The 20010-nt window shown below is 71.2% G+C and carries 17 protein-coding genes; 8 read left to right on the plus strand and 9 right to left on the minus strand.

From position 1 onward, the window contains the following. Window positions 1-9: 9 nt before the first annotated feature. The gene (locus WYO_RS07570) at window positions 10-1932 is read right to left on the minus strand and encodes an ABC transporter ATP-binding protein/permease (RefSeq protein ID WP_039902480.1); all 1923 of its coding nucleotides are present in this window, start codon (window positions 1930-1932) and stop codon (window positions 10-12) included. Between the two features lie 86 nt (window positions 1933-2018). Further along, the gene (locus tag WYO_RS07575; RefSeq protein ID WP_007560846.1) at window positions 2019-2219 is read right to left on the minus strand and encodes a DUF1127 domain-containing protein; all 201 of its coding nucleotides are present in this window, start codon (window positions 2217-2219) and stop codon (window positions 2019-2021) included. Between the two features lie 103 nt (window positions 2220-2322). On the opposite strand from WYO_RS07575, the gene WYO_RS07580 reads away from it, so the two are divergent. Further along, on the plus strand, window positions 2323-3657 hold the full coding sequence (locus WYO_RS07580; protein ID WP_007560848.1) for a PLP-dependent aminotransferase family protein: 1335 nt from the start codon (window positions 2323-2325) through the stop codon (window positions 3655-3657). A gap of 5 nt (window positions 3658-3662) precedes the next feature. Here the strand turns inward: WYO_RS07580 and WYO_RS07585 are convergent, their stop codons facing one another. Further along, entirely contained in the window at window positions 3663-5063 is a 1401-nt protein-coding gene (locus WYO_RS07585) for a LysM peptidoglycan-binding domain-containing protein (RefSeq protein WP_007560849.1), read from the minus strand. A 227-nt stretch (window positions 5064-5290) separates the two neighbouring features. Between WYO_RS07585 and WYO_RS07590 the strand changes: the two genes are divergently transcribed. Then, entirely contained in the window at window positions 5291-5887 is a 597-nt protein-coding gene (locus WYO_RS07590) for a TIGR00730 family Rossman fold protein (RefSeq protein ID WP_007560851.1), read from the plus strand. A 107-nt stretch (window positions 5888-5994) separates the two neighbouring features. After that, window positions 5995-7761, plus strand: coding sequence for a methanol/ethanol family PQQ-dependent dehydrogenase (locus WYO_RS07595; protein ID WP_007560853.1), 1767 nt, complete (start codon window positions 5995-5997; stop codon window positions 7759-7761). On the opposite strand, the gene WYO_RS07600 is transcribed toward WYO_RS07595, so the two are convergent. Next, window positions 7736-8665, minus strand: a complete 930-nt coding sequence (locus WYO_RS07600; protein ID WP_007560855.1) for a LysR family transcriptional regulator — start codon at window positions 8663-8665, stop codon at window positions 7736-7738. The two genes, WYO_RS07595 and WYO_RS07600, sit on opposite strands and share 26 nt — an antisense overlap. A gap of 92 nt (window positions 8666-8757) precedes the next feature. Between WYO_RS07600 and WYO_RS07605 the strand changes: the two genes are divergently transcribed. Then, complete coding sequence (locus WYO_RS07605; protein WP_007560856.1) at window positions 8758-9627, plus strand: aldo/keto reductase family oxidoreductase; 870 nt, start codon at window positions 8758-8760, stop codon at window positions 9625-9627. Between the two features lie 16 nt (window positions 9628-9643). Here WYO_RS07605 and WYO_RS07610 read toward each other — a convergent pair whose 3' ends face one another. From WYO_RS07610 to WYO_RS07630, 5 genes are all read right to left on the minus strand, one after another. Then, window positions 9644-10873 (minus strand): ABC transporter substrate-binding protein, encoded by a 1230-nt coding sequence (locus WYO_RS07610; protein WP_007560858.1) that lies wholly within the window; start codon window positions 10871-10873, stop codon window positions 9644-9646. 133 nt (window positions 10874-11006) lie between these two features. Continuing rightward, window positions 11007-11891: a 3-keto-5-aminohexanoate cleavage protein gene (locus WYO_RS07615; RefSeq protein ID WP_007560860.1), complete on the minus strand. Its 885-nt coding sequence runs from the start codon at window positions 11889-11891 to the stop codon at window positions 11007-11009. Window positions 11892-12159: 268 nt separating this feature from the next. Then, a complete protein-coding gene (locus WYO_RS07620) occupies window positions 12160-12918 on the minus strand; it encodes an SDR family NAD(P)-dependent oxidoreductase (protein WP_007560862.1) in 759 nt (252 codons plus the stop codon). Continuing rightward, window positions 12915-13865: a 3-hydroxyacyl-CoA dehydrogenase family protein gene (locus WYO_RS07625; RefSeq protein ID WP_007560863.1), complete on the minus strand. Its 951-nt coding sequence runs from the start codon at window positions 13863-13865 to the stop codon at window positions 12915-12917. Before WYO_RS07625 ends, WYO_RS07620 begins: the two co-directional genes overlap by 4 nt. Before the next feature lie 10 nt (window positions 13866-13875). Further along, window positions 13876-14901 (minus strand): cyclase family protein, encoded by a 1026-nt coding sequence (locus WYO_RS07630; protein ID WP_007560864.1) that lies wholly within the window; start codon window positions 14899-14901, stop codon window positions 13876-13878. Between the two features lie 312 nt (window positions 14902-15213). Here WYO_RS07630 and WYO_RS07635 point away from each other — a divergent pair, with 312 nt between their 5' ends. The 4 genes from WYO_RS07635 (at window position 15214) to WYO_RS07650 (ending at window position 20002) form a co-directional block, all read left to right on the plus strand. Then, window positions 15214-16473: an ABC transporter substrate-binding protein gene (locus WYO_RS07635; RefSeq protein ID WP_007560865.1), complete on the plus strand. Its 1260-nt coding sequence runs from the start codon at window positions 15214-15216 to the stop codon at window positions 16471-16473. 19 nt (window positions 16474-16492) lie between these two features. After that, a complete protein-coding gene (locus tag WYO_RS07640) occupies window positions 16493-17368 on the plus strand; it encodes a branched-chain amino acid ABC transporter permease (protein WP_007560867.1) in 876 nt (291 codons plus the stop codon). Window positions 17369-17579: 211 nt separating this feature from the next. After that, complete coding sequence (locus tag WYO_RS07645) at window positions 17580-18500, plus strand: branched-chain amino acid ABC transporter permease (protein ID WP_007560869.1); 921 nt, start codon at window positions 17580-17582, stop codon at window positions 18498-18500. After that, a complete protein-coding gene (locus WYO_RS07650; RefSeq protein ID WP_007560871.1) occupies window positions 18497-20002 on the plus strand; it encodes an ATP-binding cassette domain-containing protein in 1506 nt (501 codons plus the stop codon). Before WYO_RS07645 ends, WYO_RS07650 begins: the two co-directional genes overlap by 4 nt. Window positions 20003-20010 lie beyond the last annotated feature (8 nt).

The following is a 20010-nucleotide window of genomic DNA, read 5'->3' on the forward strand; positions in this document are numbered from 1 at the left end:
CCCTGTGTTCTACTCCGCCGGTTCCGTCGCCGGCACCGTCCCGCGCCCGACCCGGATCGGCAGGACCGGGGCATCGGCGCGCTGGAGCACTTCCAGCGCCGCGTCGGCCTCGCGCTGACGGTCCCAGAGCGCCGCGTAGATGCCGCCGGCCTCCAGCAGCTCGGCATGGGTGCCGCGCTCGGCGATGCGGCCGTGGTCGAGCACCAGGATCGCGTCGGCATTGACCACCGTGGACAGCCGGTGGGCGATCACCAGGGTGGTGCGGCCGCGGCTGACCCGGTCAAGCGCCGACTGGATCTCGGCCTCGGTGAAGGAATCGAGCGCCGAAGTCGCCTCGTCGAGCACCAGGATCGGCGGCGCCTTGAGGATGGTCCGCGCGATGGCGACCCGCTGCTTCTCGCCGCCCGACAGCTTCAGGCCGCGCTCGCCCACCGGCGTGTCGTAGCCCTCCGGCAGGCCGGAGACGAAGCGGTCGATCTGGGCGAGCTGGGCCGCCTCGCGCAGCTCCGCATCGGTGGCGTCGGCCCGGCCGTAGCGGATGTTGTAGCCGATCGTGTCGTTGAACAGCACCGTGTCCTGCGGGACCATGCCGATCGCGGCGCGCAGCGATTCCTGGGTCACCGCGGCGATGTCCTGGCCGTCGATGCTGATCCGGCCGCCCTGCGGCTCGTAGAACCGGAACAGCAGCCGCGACAGGGTCGACTTGCCGGCGCCCGAGGGGCCGACCACCGCCACGGTCTGCCCGGCCTGGATCTCGAACGAGACGCCGCGCAGGATCGGCCGCTCCGGGGTATAGGCGAAGCGCACGTCCTCGAACCGCACCGTGCCGCCCGCGACCTTGAGCGGCGCGGCCCCGGGCCTGTCGGCGATCTCCGGGGTCTGCCCGAGGATGCGGAACATGTCGTCGATGTCGATCAGCGCCTGTTTGATCTCGCGGTAGATCATGCCCATGAAGTTCAGCGGCATGGACAGCTGAACCAGCAGGGTGTTGGCCAGCACGAAGCCGCCGATCGTCGTGCGCCCGGCCAGGATGTCCCGGGCGGCGAGCCACATCACGATCGTCATCCCGATGGTGAAGATCACCGCCTGGCCGGCATTGAGCACGGCGAGCGACACGTAGGTCTGGGTCGAGGCCTTCTCGTACTTCGCCATCGACACGTCGTAGCGGGCGGCCTCGCGGGCCTCCGCGCCGAAATATTTGACGGTCTCGTAATTGAGCAGCGAGTCGACCGCCTTGGTGTTGGCGTCGGTGTCCGAGGCGTTCATCCGGCGGCGGATGGCGATCCGCCACTCGGTCGCCTTGTAGGTGAAGGCGAGATAGGCCGCGACCGTGAGGAACGCGACCAGCGCGTAGCGCCAGTCGAACTCGTAGGCGAGCACGCCGAGCACCAGCACGAACTCGACGATGGTCGGCACCAGGGTCAGCACCATCAGGCGCGACAATTCCTCGATGCCGGCGCGGCCGCGCTCGAGCACCCGGGTGAGGCCGCCGGTCTTGCGCTCGAGGTGGAAGCGCAGGGACAGGCGGTGCATGTGCTCGAAGGTCTTGAGCGCCAGGCGGCGCACCGCGTGCATCGCCACCTTGGCGAACAGCCCGTCGCGCACCTGGGTGAGCGCCGACATGGCGATCCGCGACAGGCCGTAGAGCACGAGCAGCAGCATCGGGGCCGCGAACAGCCCCGTCGGCAACGGGGCATCCTTGCCGCCGACTGCGGCGACCAGCGCGTCGGTGACCCACTTGAAGGTGAACGGCGTCACCATGGTGACGAGCTTGGCCGCGAGCAGCAGCCCGAAGGCCAGGAACACCCTGCGCTGCAGGTCCGGCCGGCCGTGCGGCCAGAGATGCGGCCACAGGCGCCGGTAGGTGGCGATCAGCCCGGGGCGCTCAGCCGGGGGCGTAGGCCCGGCCGGAGGCGCGGTATCGTCGGTCATGCGGAATTCTGTGCGGGAGGAACGATCGTCTCCCCGCATATAGGTCCGTGGGACGGTCGAGGCACCCGCAGCGGCCGCAGGGCCGGTCATCCTCTCCAGAACGGCTTCCGGATCTCGTGGCGCAGCCGCCAGGGTTCGATCCCGGCATCCCGCAGCTGGTCCGGATTCAGGGCGGCGAGCGACCGCCGGGCCCGGATGCGCTGCAGCCAGAGACGCAGCAGGGATCGCCGCACGGGCCGGTTCTCGGACCGGGCGGACGCGGCGGATGGGAAGGCGATGATCGACATGGCGGAGGATCCGGTGACGGGAAGCGATCCGGCCGGGATTGCGGCGCCAGAATTGAACCGATAGAGATCTCGGATCAATCGAAACATTGCACTCGGAGCAATGATGCGAAGCTCGGATTACCGGGATGTCGCCGACGCCGTCGCCGCCGAGATCGCCGCGGGCGCGCTACGCCCCGGCGACCGGCTGCCGCCCCAGCGGGATTTCGCTTATGCCCGAGGGATCGCGGTCTCGACGGCGAGCCGGGTCTACGCGGAGCTGGGTCGGCGCGGGCTCGTGACCGGCGAGGTCGGCCGCGGCACCTTCGTGCGTTCCGAGCCCGGCCGGGCCGTGATGCTCCAGCCGGATCCGCCCCCGGCGGCTCTCGACCTGCAACGGACCCATTCCCGGCTGCCGGAACAGGACGCCGTGCTGGCCGAGACCCTGGCCGCCCTGGCGCGCGGGGCCTCCGAGATCAGCTTCAACCAGTATGGCCCGGACGGCACGCCCCGGGCCCGCGAAGCCGCGGCCGGGTTCCTCTCCGGGGACGGCTACGCGCCCCAGCCGGCCGACATCCTGTTCACCGGCAACGGCCGGCAGGCGCTCGCCGCCGCGCTCGCGGCCCTGGCGCCGCCGGGGGGGCGGATCGGCTGCGAGCCGCTGACCTATCCGTCGGTCCGGGGCATCGCGTCCCGGCTCGGGATCACCCTGGTGCCGCTGGCCATGGACGCGGAGGGCGTGTGCCCCGACGCGATCCTCCAGGCGCACCGGGGGACGCCGCTGGGCGGCGTCTATCTCCAGCCGACCCTGCAGAACCCGCTCGGCACGACCATGAGCCCCGGCCGCCGCGCCGAGATCGCCCGCGTGCTCGAGACGACCGGGCTCACGGCGATCGAGGATGCGGTCTACAGCTTCCTCGCGGACACGCAGCCTCTGGCCAGCCTGGCGCCGGACCGGACGATCCTGATCGACAGCCTGTCGAAGCGGGTGATGCCGGCCCTCACGATCGGGCTGATCGCCGGCCCGCCGCACCTCACCGACCGGCTCGCGGCCTCCGTGCGCCAGGGCGCCTGGACCGCCCTCGGCCTGTCGCTTGCCGCCGGCCTGCACTGGATGGCGGGCGGCTCGGCCGCGACGCTGGCGCAGGCCAAGCGCCGGGACGCGGCGTCCCGCCAGGCCCTCGCCCGGGAGATCCTGGCGGACCTGACGGTGGTCGGCGATCCCCGGGCCTACCATCTCTGGCTCGAATTGCCCGAGACCTGGCGGGCCGAGGCCTTCGCGGCGGCGGCTTTGCGCCGGGGCATCGCCCTGTTGCCGGCCACGGCCTTCGCGGTGAATCCCGGCCACGCGCCGAACGCGGTCCGCCTCGCCCTGTCGACGCCGTCCCAAGAGGAGCTGTCCGGGGCGCTCCGGATGCTGCGCCGCCTGGCCCTCGCGGAGGACGACCAGATCGTCGAGTGAGGGCGTCAGCCCCGCTTGTCGGTCGGCAGGATGAAGATCTGGCCCGGATAGATCCGGTCCGGGTCGCGGATCTGGTTCTGGTTGGCGTCGTAGATCACGGTGTAGCGCTCGCCCCGGCCGTAGGTGCGCTGGCTGATCCGCCAGAGATTGTCGCCCCGGGTGATCTTGGCGGTGGTGATCTCGGGCACGAACACGGCGCCGGCCCGGGTCGGGCCGCTCGTCTCGGTGGGATTCCCGCTGAGGGCGGAGGGCATCGTCGCCGGGGTGGGCCCGTCCTGGGGACGGGGCGCCCCCTGCCCGCTTCCGGCGCCTTGCAGGCTTGACGGGCCGCGCGGCCGTTCCTGCCCGGCGCCCTCGCCGGTAGCGACGCGGGTCGGCTCGGGCACCGCGAGCGGCACCTCGGCGCGGGTGGCGACCTTGCCGGTGCGCGGGTCGATCTGGTCGATCCGCACCTGGTACTGGCCGGGCTTCACGCCGCGCCCGATCGTGAAGCTCGCCCGGCCGTCCGGCCCGACGCTGCCCGGGGCGATCAGCGTGTCGTTAAGGTAGAGCCGGAGCTTCGCCCCCGGAATCCCGGTCGCGGTCACGAACAGCCGGCCGTTCTCCTGCACGTCCACGCTGGCGATCTGCGTGGCCGGCGCCTTTCCGGCCGTGGCGGGCGCCCCCGGGGCTTTCGCCGCCGGGCTGCCCGTTCCCGTCGCCGCCTCGGGCGCGCCCGGCTGCGACAGCACCACCGTCGCGGCGTCCGGGGCGGTCAGCGCCACCAGGGGCTGCCGGTCGCGGTTGGGCGCCACGTCCACCACCACGCTCTGGCGCGAATCCGCGGCCCGGCCGTCCTTGGTGGTCATGCGCAGCCGCAGGGCGCTGGAGCCCGCCGGCAGCGCCGGCGGAACCAGGGCGAACTGGCCGTTCGCGTCGGCCTTGGCCCGGGCCACCGCCTTGCCGTCGACCAGCATCTCGATCTCGGCATCGGGCGCCCCGCGCCCGGCCACCACCACCTCGCCGTTCGGCTCGACCCGGACGATGTCGAAGCGCGGCACCGCGGTGGGATCGGGCTCGGCCGTCTTGCCGTCGGGCACACGATCGGCCGCGCGCACCTCGCCCGCCGCCGGATCCCGTATGGCGGATCGGCCGTCGCCGGGCTTGGCCGCATCGGTCTTGGCCTGTCCGGTCTTGTCGTCGCGAAAATCGATCGGCGGCGCCTCGGATTGCGCCGTCGCCCCGGGATCCGTCAGGCTGCGCAGGCCGCCCTGCGGCGCGGGCGCCGTGGCCGCGGGGGGCTCGGGCTCGTGCCGGTCGATCATCCGCCGCAGGGATTCGCCGCCGAACAGGGCCAGCACGAGGCCGAGGCCGCCGAGGAGGCCGGCGAGCGCCAGGGCGAGACTGCGCCGCACCTGTCTCGACATCGCCACGAGGGCCTCCCTGCTCTGCCGGCCGCCCGGCGAATGGGCAGCCTGCCCACTCAAAAACCGTCGACTGCACCGCCCATAATACCGTACATGGTCGCGACACCAAGCCGTCCCGCCGCTCCGGCGGGTGAATCCCACGCGAATTCAGCAGTTTGGCGCGTGGAGCGCCGGGCGCGGGGGGCTTTCTCGACGGCTCGCAACGGTTGCGTGATGGAGGGCGCCGGATGGCTCCGGTGAGGACAGTCTGCGTCTATTGCGGCTCCGGCTTCGGCGGGGACCCGGCCTTCCGCGACGCCGCCGAGACCCTCGGCACGGCGATCGCGCAGGCCGGGATGGGCCTCGTCTATGGCGGGGGCGATGTCGGCCTGATGGGCACGGTGGCGCGCGCCGCTCTGGCGGCCGGCGGCCACGTCACCGGCATCATCCCGGATTTCCTCCAGGCGCGCGAGCACATGCTCGACGACGTGCAGGAGACCGTGGTGGTGCCCGACATGCACACCCGCAAGCGCCTGATGTTCGAGCGCTCGGACGCCTTCGTGACCCTGCCGGGGGGCATCGGCACCCTGGAGGAGCTGGTCGAGCAGCTGACCTGGGCGCAGCTCGGGCGGCACCGCAAGCCGGTGGTGCTGGTCTCGGTGGCCGATTTCTGGGCGCCGCTGCTCGCCCTGTTCGAGCACATGCGCGGCCATGGCTTCATCCGCGAGGGGCTGGACCTCAGCTACATCGTCGCCCGGGACGCGGCGACGGTGGTGCCGCTGCTGCGCGAGGCCGGCCACGAGCCGGATCCGCAGGCCGAGGAGATCGTCAAAGAGCGGATGTGAGGCCGGGCGCGGACGCTTGGCCGCGGTGGCGATCCGGACGGTCGGTGCAGACGGTCGTGTATGAGGCCGGCGCCGCCGCGCCGGGCGGCGGCAGGTGGAGTCCGAGCATGCGCGTCTTGATCCTGGCGGCCCTGACGCTCGCCGGCCTCCTCGGCGTGGCCTCCGCGCAAGAGCCGCCCGTCCTCCAGACCCTGGATTACGCCAACACCCGCTATTCCGAGCTGGCCCAGATCGACGCCGGCAACGTCTCGCGCCTCAAGGTCGCCTGGACCTTCTCCACCGGCGTGCTGCGCGGCCACGAGGGCGCCCCGATCGTCGTCGGCAATCGGATGTTCGTGCACACCCCGTTCCCGAACCTGGTCTACGCCCTCGACCTCGACCAGGACGGCAAGATCCTCTGGCGCTACGCCCCGCGCCAGGATGCGGGCGTGATCGCGGTCATGTGCTGTGACACGGTCTCCCGCGGGCTGGCCTACGCCGACGGTCGGCTGTTCCTGCAGCTGGCCGATACCACCGTGGTCGCCCTGGATCCCGAGACCGGCCGGGTCCTGTGGTCCGTGCGGAACGGCGACCCGGCCAAGGGCGAGACCAACACCGCCACGGTCCTGCCGGTGCACGGCAAGCTCATCGTCGGCATTGCCGGGGGCGAGTACGGCGCCCGCTGCCACGTCACGGCCTACGACCAGGCGAGCGGCCAGCGTCTCTGGCGCGCCTACGCCACCGGGCCGGATGCCGACATGCTGGTCGATCCGGAGAAAACCACCGAGCTCGGGCGCCCGATCGGCCGAGATTCCTCGCTCAAGAGCTGGGAAGGCGACCAGTGGCGGATCGGCGGCGGCTGCAGCTGGGGCTGGTTCTCCTACGACCCGGATCTGAACCTCGTCTATTACGGCACCGGCAACCCGGCGACCTGGAACCCGGCCCAGCGCCCGGGGGACAACCGCTGGACGATGGCGATCATCGCCCGCGATCCCGATACCGGGATGGCGCGCTGGGTCTACCAGATGACCCCCCACGACCAGTGGGATTATGACGGCGTCAACGAGATGATCCTGACCGAGCAGGTGATCGACGGGCGCCCGCGCCGGGTGCTGACCCATTTCGACCGCAACGGCTTCGGCTACACCCTCGACCGTGCCACGGGCGAGGTGCTGGTGGCCGAAAAATTCGATCCCAGCGTGAACTGGGCGCGCCGGATCGACCTGGACCGCGCCTCTCCGGGCTACGGCAGGCCGGTGGTGGACAAGCGCTACGCGCCGGGCGAGGCCGACGAGGAAGAGGTTACCAAGAACATCTGCCCCGGGGCGCTCGGCGCCAAGAACCAGCAGCCGGCCGCCTACTCGCCGGTGACGCGCCTGTTCTACGTGCCGACCAACCACATGTGCATGGATTACGAGGCGTTCCGGGTGAGCTACACGCCGGGCCAGCCCTATGTCGGCGCGACCCTGACCCTGCACCCGCCCGAGGGCTCCGACCGGACCGGCGCCTTCATCGCCTGGGACGGGGCCAGGGGACAGATCGCCTGGACGATCCCGGAACCGTTCTCGGTCTGGTCCGGGGCGCTCGCCACCGCCGGCAACGTGGTCTTCTACGGCACGCTCGAAGGTTACCTGAAGGCGGTCGACGCCCGGGACGGGCACGAGCTCTATCGCTTCAAGACCCCGTCCGGCATCGTCGGCAACGTCACCACCTATCAGCATGACGGCCGGCAATACGTGGCGGTGCTCTCCGGGATCGGCGGCTGGGCCGGCATCGGGCTGGCCGCCGGGCTGACCGACCCGGCCGACGGCTCGGGCGCGGTCGGCGGCTACGCGGCCCTGTCGCAATACACGGCGCCCGGCGGCCAGCTCACGGTGTTCGCGCTGCCGGAATGAGGCCGGGCGTCCGCGCGGCGATGAAATCCACGAAGGCCCGCAGCGGCGCCGGCAGGTGCCGGCGGCCGGGGAAGTAGAGGAACGGGCCCGAAAAGACCTGCCACCAGGGTTCGAGCACGGGCTCCAGGGCACCGCTCTCGATCTGCGGGCGCAGCCAGTCTTCGAAGAGATGGATGATCCCGGTCCCCGCGACCGCCGCCGCGATCGTGAGGTCGCTGGCGCCGACGCGCACGATCAGCGGGCCGGACGGATCCACGCGGACGATCTCGCCTTCGCGCTCGAACTCCCACGGCGCCGTCAGGCTGCCGCTCGGGAACCGACCCAGCAGGCATTCATGGTCCAGGAGGTCGCGCGGGTGGTCCGGGCGCCCGCGCCGGTCGAGATAGGACGGCGCGGCCGCGGTGGCGAAACGCTGCCGCCGCGGGCCGATCGGCACGGCGATCATGTCCTGCTCCAGCCGCTCGTCGTAGCGGATGCCCGCGTCGCACCCCGCCGCCAGCATGTCGACGAAGCCGTCCTCGACGACCAGTTCGAGCCGGATCTCGGGATAGGCGGCCAGGAAGGGCGGCACGATCGCCGGGAGGACGAGGCGCGCCGCGCTCAGCGGCACGTTGAGCCGGAGCGTCCCGGCCGGGCGGTCGCGGAACCCGTTCACCACGTCGAGGGCGGCCTCGACCTCGCCGAGGGCCGGGCCGAGCCGTTCGAGCAGGCGGGCGCCGGCCTCGGTCGGCGCGACGCTGCGGGTGGTGCGGTTCAGCAGGCGCACGCCGAGGCGCGTCTCCAGCCGGCGCACCGCCTCGCTGAGGCTCGACGCGCTCCCACCCCCGGCCCGTGCGCCCTCGCGAAACCCCCCGGCCCGCGCCACCGTCACGAAGGCCGTCAGATCCGCCAGGTCCATCGCCATTGTTCGAAATCCCGCACGGCCCGTGCCGATCGTCACGGCTAATCCGCGCAGTCCGGGCCGTCTACACCCGGGGCGGCAACAGGAGATTCGTCATGACCGACATCGCGCAGACCGGAACCGTTTCGCTCGGCGACCGCAGGGTGAAACGGCTCGGATACGGGGCCATGCAGCTCGCCGGCCCCGGCGTTTACGGGCCGCCCAAGGACCGGGCGGCCGCGGTCGCGGTGCTGCGCGCGGCGGTGGCCGCGGGCGTCGACCACATCGACACCAGCGACTTCTACGGGCCGCACGTGACCAACCAGATCATCCGCGAGGCGCTCCACCCCTATCCCGACGATCTGGTGATCGTGACCAAGGTCGGCGCCATGCGTGGGCCGGACGCCTCGTGGAACCCGGCCTTCTCGGCCGAGGAGCTGACGCAGGCCGTCCACGACAACCTGCGCCATCTCGGCGTGGATGTCCTCGACGTGGTCAACCTGCGCCTGATGTTCGACGTCCACGGCCCCGCCGAGGGATCGATCGAGGCGCCGCTCTCGGTGCTGGCGGATCTGCAGCGCCGGGGCCTGATCCGGCGGATCGGGCTGAGCAACGCCACCCGGCAGCAGATCGCCGAGGGCCGGCGCATCACCGAGATCGTCTGCGTGCAGAACCAGTACAACCTGGCGCACCGGGGCGACGACGCCCTGATCGATGCGCTCGCCGCTTCCGGGACCGCCTACGTGCCGTTCTTCCCGCTCGGCGGCTTCAGCCCGCTGCAATCCACCGCCCTGTCGGCGGTCGCCGCCGAGCTCGGGGCAACGCCGATGCAGGTGGCGCTCGCTTGGCTGCTGCGGCGGGCGCCCAACATCCTGCTGATCCCGGGCACGTCCTCCCTCGGCCACCTGCGTGAGAACCTCGCGGCGGCCGAGCTGACGCTGCCCGACGACGCGATGGCCACCCTGGACGGGATCGGAGCGGCCTGACCGGCTCCGTGGGCGGCTACTTGGCCGAAAGTCCGGCCACCATCGGGCAGCCGCCCTCGCCCATCGGCCGAAACGCCTGCTCGGCGGGGATCGTCTCCAGCACCTTGTAGAGGTCCCATTCGCCCTTCGACTCGGAGGGCGCCTTGGCCTCGAACAGGTACATCGGGTGGATCTTGCGCCCGTCCGGCCGGATCGTACCCGTCCCGAACAGGGGGTCGTCGGTGGGCAACGCCTTCATCTTGGCGACCACGGCGGCGCCGTCCTTGGCCGAGTGCAGGGCCGCCACGGCCTTCAGGTAATGCAGCGTGCTGGCGTAGACGCCGGCCTGGTACGAGGTCGGCTTCCGGCCGGACATGCGCGCACCGAACCTGTCCGAGAAGGCCCGGGTGCCGTCGTTGAGGTCCCAGTAGAACGAGGCGGTGAATTCGAGCCCCTGGGCGACTTCGAGGCCCAGGGAATGGATGTCGGTGATGGCGATCAGCAGGGCCGCGAGCTTCTGGCCGCCCTGGCGGATGCCGAATTCGTGCGCCTGCTTGATCGCGTTGGCCGCGTCGAGGCCGGCATCGGCGAGGCCGATCACCTGCGCGCCGGAGGCCTGCGCCTGGAGGAGGAACGAGGAGAAATCCGGGTTCGGGAAGGGGGTGCGCACGCCGCCAACGACCGTGCCGCCGTTCTTCTCGACGACCGCCTTGGTGTCGCGCTCCAAGGCGAGGCCGAAGGCGTAGTCGGCGGTGATGAAGTACCAGGTCTTGCCGCCGCGCTTGAGCATCGCCTTGCCGGTGCCGTTGGCGAGCGCCGCGGTGTCGTAGGTCCAGTGCACGGTGTTGGGCGTGCAGGCCGGGCCGGTCAGGTCTGCGGTGCCGCCGCCGGAATTCACGAACGCCTTGTTCTTCTCCTTGGTGATCTGCGCCACCGCGAGCGCCACCGAGGAGGTCGGCACGTCGAACACCGCGTCGACGCCGTCGCGGTCGTACCATTGCCGGGTAATCGAGGCGCCGACATCGGGCTTGTTCTGGTGGTCGGCGGCGACCACCTCGACCTTCAGCCCGTGCGACTCCGGCTTGAAATCCTCGACCGCCATGCGGGCGGCGACCACCGCGCCCTCGCCGGTGGAGTCGAAATAGACGCCGGAGCGGTCGTTCAGCACGCCGATCTTCACCGGCACGAGGTCGGCCGCCAGGGCCGTCCCCGCCCCGAGCGCGCAGAGAAGCCCCGTCAGTGCCGCGACACGGTGGCGGACCGTCATGTCTCACTCCCTGTTTTTTGTACGCGGCGACGTTGTTCGTCGCTCGCATGGCGTCCCAATACAGCTTATCCGGCCGCTCCCGAGGCCGATACGGGCGGATGAGAAGATGCGGGCGATCCGTCAGGGCCTCCCCTCACCCGCGCGGCGCCAGCCCGAAGATCGCGCGCGCCTCGTCGGGCGTGGCCGGCTCGCGGTCGAGATGGGCCAGCAGGCTGACGGCCTTCTCGACCAGGGCGGCGTTGCTGGGCGCGAGCACGCCCCGGGCCAGGTACAGGTTGTCCTCCAGCCCGACCCGGACATTGCCACCCATGCCGGCGGCCACCGCCAGGATCGGGAATTCCTCCCGGCCGATGCCGAAGGCCGACCAGATCGCATCCTCGGGCAGCCGGGCGCGCATCGCCACCAGCGCCTCCGGGGTCGCGGGGGCGCCCCAGGGGATGCCAAGGCAGATCTGGAACAGGGGCGGCCGCGCCAGGTGCCCCTCGGTGATCAGGTGCCGGGCCAGCTCGATCTGGCCAAGGTCGAACACCTCGATCTCCGGCTTCACCCCGGCCTCGCGGATCTGCGCCGCCATGGCCCGCAGGTGGGCGGGGGTGTTGAGGAACAGGTGCTCGCCGAAATTCATCGTCGCGATATCGAGGGTGCAGATCTCGGGACGCAGCGCCGCGACGTGCCGGGTCCGGGTCTCGGGCGACACGAAGGTTGTGCCGGGGCCCGCCACCGACGGGTCGGGATCGCCGGGCACGAACCGGCCCCCGGCCCCGGTGGTGAGGTTGAGGATCACGGACTCGTTCCGCTCGCGGATCCGCTCGACCACCTCGCGGTAATGGGCGAGCTCCATGCTGGGCGCGGCGGTCTCGGGATCGCGGACATGGATGTGGACCACCGCGGCGCCCGCGGCGGCGGCCTCCAGGGCCGATTGCGCGATGGCCTTCGGGCTCACCGGCACCGCCGGGTTCTTGCGGGGCGTGTCGAACGAGCCCGTGAGGGCGCAGGTGATGACGGTCGTCCGGGACATGGTCGTCTCCCTGATCCTGACGGTGCCGCCCGCGGGAAGCTGGGCCGACCCATCAGGTTCTGCGTCAAGCCTTTGAACCGCTGCGCTTTTGCCCTCCCGCAAGGGCTACTGGATATGCGCGCTTCCGTCGTTGGATAGGGCCTTGCCGTTGCCCGTGAGGGGCACGGGTCGCCTCTCCCGTGCGGGAGAGGGAGCACCGCGCGGCCTTCAAGAGCGATCGCGCTCCGAACCTCGATAGACGTCGCTCCCAGCAGGAGCCTGAGCCCCGCTACATCGCCCCGCCATCCACCGTGATGGTCTCGCCGGTGATGTAGGCGGCCCCTGCAGCAAGGAAAAAAATCGTTTCGGCGATATCCTCGGGCCGGGCCATGCGGCGCAGCATCGTGTGCTGCACGGTGGCGGCCTTGCGCGCCTCCGGCCAGGGCTCGGTCCAGGGGGTGGCGACGAGGCCCGGGGCGACGGCGTTGACGCGCACGTCGGGGGCCAGCGCCCGGGCGAGGCTGCGGGTCAGGTTGATCAGCCCGGCCTTGCTGGCCGAATAGGCGATCGAGGAGCCCCGCCGCCCGAGCCCCGCCACCGAGGCGGTGTTGACGATCGCCCCGCGGCTTTCTTTCAGACTGGCCGCTGCGGCTCTGGCGCACCGGTACGGGCCGATCAGGTTCGTCGCCAGGATCGTGGCCCAAAAATCCTCGGTCATCGCGTCGAGATCCTCGAAGGCGATGGGCGCGGTGGTGCCGGAGGTCCCGGCATTGTTGACCAGCACGTCGAGGCCGCCGAGCGCCGCGATCCCGGCCGCCACCATCGCCTCGGCCTCGCCGGGCCGGGACACGTCCCCGGGCAACGCCATCACGGCCAGGCCTTCGGCGGCGAGACGTTCGGCCTCCGCGGGGCCGCGGGGATCGTCGGGCAGGTGGTTCAGGGCCACGCTGGCGCCGTTGCGGGCGAACAGCGTCACCGTGGCCAGCCCGATGCCCGAGGAGGCGCCGGTGACGAGGATGCGCCGTCCGGACAGGTCCGCGCCGATCATGTGCCCTCCATCCGGCCGATCCCGGCCATCGCCCGCTTGAGCGCCAGGAGCTTGCGGTCGCGCTCGCGGAACAGCTCCTCCGGCTCGCGCCCGCCCCAGTCGAAATAGCCCCGGCCGGCCATCACCCCGGTCCGGCCCTCGGCGCAGAGCGCGTCCAGGGTCTCCGACCGGGTCCGCGACGGGGGCGGCGCGTAGCTGGCATTCGCCAGGGCGCGCTGGGTCAGCTCCAGCCCGGTGAAGTCGGCCTTGGCGAGGTGGCCGAGGATCGGGATGCGTAAGCTCAGCCCGTGGATGATCGCGTCGTCGATGTCGCGCGGCGCGGCGATGCCCTCGTCCAGCAGCCGGAACACCTCGGCGCTGATCGCCGACTGGATCCGGTTGGCGACGTAGCCGGGGATGAAGCGCTTGAGCACGATCGGCACCTGCCCGAGGCCGAGCACGAGGTCGCGCATCGCCGCGATCACCGCCGGATCCGTGCCGGGGCCCGGGACCACGTCGACGAGGTCGACGATGTAGGGCGGCGTGTACCAGTGCATCACCAGCGCCCGCGCCTGCCGGGCCGCGGGGATCAGCGGGAAGACGTCGAGATAGCTGGTGTTGCTGGCCAGGATCGTGTCGGCCGGGCAGAGCCGGTCGAGCGCGGCGAACAGGGCCCGCTTGGCCTCCGGGTTCTCGGTGATCGCCTCGATGACCAGGTCGGCCCCCGCCACCGCCGGTTCGAGTTCCGCCTCGACCCGGACGGCCTGGGCGAGCCGCGCGGAATCCCAGCCGTCCGGGGCAGCGCCCGCCTCCTGCAGGGTCGCCAGAGCCGATTCCATGAGCGCCGGCACCCGGGCGCGGGTCTGCGCATCCGTGTCGGTGATCCGCACGGCATGCCCGTGGAGCGCCAGCACCAGGGCGATGCCGTGGCCCATCAGGCCGCCGCCGACGATCGCGATTTCCGTCATGGTGTCTCCCTCACACCGTCGCGATCGGCGTCACCGGCGAGCCGATCGCGCCCGGCAGGCGGAGCGGCGGCGCGGTGAGCAGGAAGCGGTTGCGCCCATGGGCGCGCAGCCAGTCGGCGAGCGGCGTCAGGTGCCACAGCTCGCCGAGATTGACCCCGAGCTTGAACAGGCAGTGCTCGTGGAGCGGCAGGGTCGCGCAGCAGGCCGGCCCTATCCCGGCCGGATAGGCCTCGACGGCGTAGTTGTCGGCGATCAGCGCGCAGAGGCCCGAGCGCGTGATCCAGTCGAGGAGTTGCGGGTCCCGGCCGTCGAGCCCGGCGCAGAGGTTGTGGACCTGCTTCGGATCGGGCTCCCCGCCCATGGCGATCAGCCGCTCGGCGAAGCCGGTATGCAGGCAGACCATGTCGCCGGGCTCGATCACGACCGCGTCGGCCGCGATGATGCCGGCGAGCTGGTCGTAGCCGACCTTGGCCTTGGCGTCGCCGAGATGGGCGCGCAGGTCGATCATCACGGCGCGGCCCTGCATGCCGACCTCGGCCAGCCGCTCGATCCCGAGCTTTTTCGCCCGGGAGGGCTGGTCGGCGGCCTCGGGGGTGCTCGGCCCGACGATGTCCCGGCCGCCGCGAAAGCCGTTGTAGAAGGTCGGCGCGGCGCCCGCGCCGTCGGCATCGAACAGCGAGCCGACATGGGCGAGCGAGTCCCACTGCGTCGAGTATTGCAGGTGGATCAGGGCGCGGTCGTCGCAGATCACGTCGGTGGCGCCGTCGACCTCCTCGCAGACCGGGAAGTTCATGTTCGGACGGCCGTTGGCCCGCCGGGTCGGGGTGATCTGCGGCGGGTGCCGGCGCGGATTGAGGACGTTGCCGCCCGGCAGGTCGAGGGGCAGGCTGAGGCAGAAGGTCAGGCCCTCGCGCACCTCGGCGACGCCCTGGCGGACCTTCTCGGGGGTCAGGAGGTTCAGCCGCCCGCGCTCGTCGTCGGGGCCGAAATCCCCCCAGGTCGAGCCCTCGGGGCGCCGGGTCCAGCGCAGGCTCATGCGCGCGTTCCCCGCGGCAGCAGGCGCGTCGCCGGAATCCGGGGCCGCGGTCCGGGGCGAACCCCGGCCGCGGCCGAGCGTGCGTTCCTCACCTGTCCGTCGCCCTTCTTCGAGGCTGTCGGGCCCGCGTTTCGCGGCGCCACCCCGAGCCTAGGCCGGCGCGCAGCGAGTCGATACCCCGGGCGGAAAACGACTTGGCCGAAACGTCACCGGCCGATCCCGACGCAGGTCTTGTGCTCTGCTTTGGCGCAGATACAGTTCATCCCAAGCCCGCGAATAAAAAATTCGGGCGCCTGGGATGAGGAATCGCCGATGTCCGAGACCGTGCGCGTCGTCGCTCGGCGTGCCCCGATTCGGCGCACGCTGCCCGCGCTGCTCGCGGCGGGATTGATGCTCACCGGGCAGGCCCGCGCCGCCGACCCGATCAAGATCGGGGTGATCGCCGAGGCGCAGTCGGTGGCCGGGTCCGCGATCCCGAAGGCGGTCCAGCTCGCCGCCGACGAGATCAACGCCCAGGGCGGCATCGACGGGCGCCAGATCCAGGTCGTGACCTACGACGACAAGAGTTCCGCCTCCGACGCGGTCCGCGCGTTCCAGCGGGCGGTCAGCGAGGACAAGGTCAACCTCGTCATCGCCAGCTACATCTCCGAGGTCGTGCTGGCCGTGATGCCGTGGTCGGCCCGGCTCAAGACCCCGATGATCACACCGGGCGCGGCCTCCAACGAGATCAGCGTCGCCGTCCATAAGGACTACGCGCGCAACCGCTACACCTTCCACGGCTACCTGACCTCGCACGCCCTGGCGCAGTCGGTCTGCGACTCGGCCAAGGAGGCGCTGGTCGGGCTGCTCAAGGCCAAGTCCGCCGCGATCATGAGCGAGGACGCGGCCTGGACCCGCCCGCTGGACGCGGCCTACGAGGAATGCCTCCCCAAGGCCGGGCTGAAGGTGGTGGAGCATGTCCGGTTCTCGCCGGATACGGGGGACTTCACCCCGATCTACAACAAGATCGAGGCGGCCAAGCCCGACCTGATCGTGACCGGCATCGCCCATGTCGGGGTGCAGCCGACCGTGCAATGGCAGAACCAGCAGGTTCCGATCGCCATGACCGGCATCAGCGGCCAGGCGACCTCCTCGACCTTCTGGGCCAACACCAACGGCGGCACGCAGGGCGTGCTGTTCGACGCCATCGCGGTGCCGGGCGTGGCGATGACCGAGAAGACGAACGCCTTCACCGACGCCTACATCAAGCGCTTCGGCGGCGCCCCGTCCTACGCGGGCTACATGGCCTACGACGCCATGCATTACGCCGCGGACGCGGTGAAGCGCGCCGGTTCCACCGAAGCCGACAAGCTGGTCGACGCCCTGGAGAAGACCGACTGGCTCGGCACGGTCGGGCGGATCCAGTTCTACGGCAAGGACGAGACCTTCACCCACTCGATCAAGTACGGGCGGGGCTTCGTCACCGGGCTGCTGGCCCAGTGGCAGAGCGGCAAGCAGGTCGCGATCTGGCCGACGGAGGTGGCCAACGGCAAGCTGGTCCTCCCGCCCGCGGTCAAGCCGGCGGTGCAGTGATGCGGTCGGGGAGAGCGCGATGATCGGGCTTCAGATCCTCGTCGACGGCTTCGCGATCTCGGCGCTCTACGCGCTCGGCGCGATGGGCTTCACCCTGATCTTCGGCGTCTCCGGCGTGCTGAACCTCTCGCACGGCGCGCTGATGGTGATGGCCGCGGTCGCGGCCTGGGCGGCCTCGTCCCAGTTCGGCCTCGGCTCCTACGCGGGCGCCGGGATCGGCATCCTGTGCGGCCTGGCCGCCGCTTTGGTCACCTACTTCGCGATCGTCGCCCCGATCGAGCGCAGCCGCGCGATCCCGCGCGAGGAGAAAGAGATCTTCGTGCTCACCGGCACCCTGCTCTGGGGGATCATGATCCAGGAGCTCGTCGCCTACTTCTTCACCGACAACCCGAAGACGGTGCTGCCGATCGTCGAGGGCGTGATCGAGATCGCCGGGGTGCGCACGCCGAAGAACGAGATCTTCACCGCGGTGATCTGCTGGATCGTGATCGGGCTGCTCTGGCTGTTCGTGAACAAGGCACGGGCCGGCAAGGTCCTGCTCGCCGCCTCCATGAACCCCCGCGGGGTCACGCTGCTCGGCCACGACATGTCCCGGATCTACGTCGCGGTCTGGGCGATCTACGGGCTGCTCGCCGGCATCGCCGGGGTGCTGCTCGGGATGTTCCTGGGCGTCTCGTCCTATTCGGTGGGGCCGCTCACCGCGAGCGCCTTCTCGATCGTGGTGCTGGGGGGCTTGGGCAGCGTCACTGGCTCGCTGATCGCGGCCTATGTGGTCGGCTATCTCGAGACCGCCACCGCCTACCTGATCTCCCCGGCCTACCGGGTGATCCCGGCGCTGCTGCTGCTCGTGGCCGTGATGTACCTGCGCCCGCAGGGCCTGCTGGGGCGGCGGTGATGGTTTCTTCCACCCCACGGGCCCCCAGCCTGCGCCCGCATCCTGAGGTGCAGGCGCGTAGCGCAGGCCTCGAAGGAGGTCTCCAGCCCGCCGCGCGATCCCTGGAGGTCTCCTTCGACGCCGCTGGCGCGGCACCTCAGGATGAGGGGTTTGGGCGGGACGGGTCTTGGTCCCGAGTGAGGTCGGTCGTTTCACCGATGAGGCTGACCCCATGAAGCTCCTCTCCACCCCGGGCTTCTGGGTCGCGCTGCTGGCGCTCGCCCTGGCCGCGTTCCTGCCCTGGTGGGTCTCGGGCTACATCCTCGGGCTCCTGACCATCGCGTATTACTTCGGCGTCTTCGCCATGGCCTGGGACCTGCTGTTCGGCTTCGCCGGCGAGGTGAATTTCGGCCCGACCTTCCTGATCGGGCTCGGGGCCTACGGGGCCGGCATCCTCAACAACCGCTACGAAGTGCCGATCCCCTACTGCCTGGCGGCCGGGACCGTGCTCGCGGTGGTCGGCGGCCTGGCCCTGGCGCTGCCGGCCCTGAAGGTGCGGGGCCCGTATTTCGGGCTCATCACCCTGGTCGCGGTGCTGCTCCTGCAGAACATGATCGTGGTGTTCTCCGGGATCACCGGCGGCGAGATCGGCCTCACGGTGCCGGACGTGATCTCCATCGACGCCGACACGAATTACTGGATCGCGCTCGGCTTCATGGCCTTCGCCGGGCTGGTGCTCACCGCCATCGCCCGCTCGCCCGCGGGGCTGATCCTCCAGGCCGCCGGCCAGGACCCGATCGTGACCGGGGCACTGGGCTTCAATGTCGCCAAGCACAAGCTCGCGGCTTTTGCGGTCAGCGCCGCCTTCTCGGGCCTCGCGGGCGGTCTGGTGGTTTTCTACATGGGCACCGCGTCCGTCGGCACGCTGATCGACACCGCGGTCGGCGTGCAGGTGATCATTGCGGCGGTGCTCGGCGGACGCCGGACCATCGTGGGCGCCGCCCTGGGGGCCGTGTTCCTGATCGCCGCGGGCGAGCTGCTGCGGCCGCTCGGGCCCCTCTCGACCTTCGTGGTCTCGGCGGTGGCCCTGCTGGTCATCCTGTTCGTGCCTTCGGGGCTGCTCGGCCTCGCATCCGTCCGGAGAGCGCGATGACCGTCGCCGTCAGGCCCGCGCCGCCCCGCGCCGCCTCCCTTGCCGAACCCTGCCTCACCGTGCGCGGCCTGACCAAGCGGTTCGGCGGCCTGGTCGCGGTCAAGGACATCGACCTCGACCTGCGACCCGGGGAGATCCTGGGCCTGATTGGGCCGAACGGCTCGGGCAAGTCCACCGTGATGAAGCTGATCATGGGGCTCGAGCGGCCCACCGCCGGCTCGATCCGCCTCGACGGCGCCGAGATCGGCGGGCTGCCGGCCCACCGGGTCGCTCGTTCTGGCGTCGGCCTGGTGTTCCAGCACGCCCGCCCGCTCCAGCGGCAGACCGTGCTGGAGAATATCAGCCTCGCCCTCCTGCCCGACAGCCTGATCCGGCTGGCGGCGGACCCGCACGTGGCGCGGCGGGCGCGGGAGATCGCCGAGCGCGTCGGCCTCGGCGCGGTCGTCGACCGGCGGCCCGGCACCCTGCCCTTCGCGGATCTCCGCCGCCTGGAACTCGCCAAGGCGATAGCCCGCGACCCGAAGGTGGTGCTGGTGGACGAGCCCTTCGCGGGGCTCACCGGCGGCGAGGTCGCGGCCTTCTCCGAGCTGATCCGCGGCTTTCGCGACGAGGGCAAGGCGGTGCTTCTCGTCGACCACAACGTGAAGAGCGTCGCGGCCCTCGTGGACCGGGTCTTCGCCATGTATCTCGGCGAGCGCATCGCCGAGGGCTCGGCCGAATCCGTGATGGCCGACCCGACTGTCCGCCGGGTCTATCTCGGCGGCAGCATCGAGACCGCCGCCCGCCCGGAGGCGGCGTTCAAGCCGGATTCGCTGCTCACCGTCGAGAACGTCGACGTGCTCTACGGCAAGGCGCAGGCCCTGCGCAGCGCCGCGATCCACGTCCACGAGGGCGAGTTCGTCTCGGTGGTGGGGCTCAACGGCGCCGGCAAGACCACCCTGTTCAACGCCATCTCGGGCCTGGTCCCGCATACCGGGACGATCCGGTTCGACGGCCAGGATCTCGCGCGCTTGAGCCCCGCCGCGATCGCCCGGGCCGGTATCGTCCAGGTGCCGGAGACCCGCGAGCTGTTCGGCGATCTCAACGTGCGCGAGAACCTGGATCTCGGTGGCCAGCACGTCACCAAGGCCGAGAGCGTGCAGCGGCGCGACTGGCTCTACGAGCTGTTCCCGATCCTCAAGGCCCGCGAGGGCCAGACCGCCCGCACGCTGTCCGGCGGCGAGCAGCAGATGCTGACCATCGCCCGCGCCCTGATGATGCGCCCGCGCCTCCTGATCCTCGACGAGCCGACGCTCGGCCTCGCCCCGGTGATCCTGGAGCTGCTGTCGAAGGCCCTGGAACGCCTGCGCCAGACCACGCCGATCACCGTCCTGCTTGGCGAGCAGAACGTCACCTTCGCGCTCCCCCATGCCGACCGGGTCTACGTGCTGGAACAGGCCCGCATCGTCTGGGAAGGTCCGCCGGACCGCTTCGCCGGTGAGATGGGGGCGAAGTATCTGTAAGTAATCCC

Origin of the sequence: Methylobacterium sp. GXF4 (genome assembly GCF_000272495.1) — a bacterium.
Lineage (GTDB): Bacteria > Pseudomonadota > Alphaproteobacteria > Rhizobiales > Beijerinckiaceae > Methylobacterium > Methylobacterium brachiatum.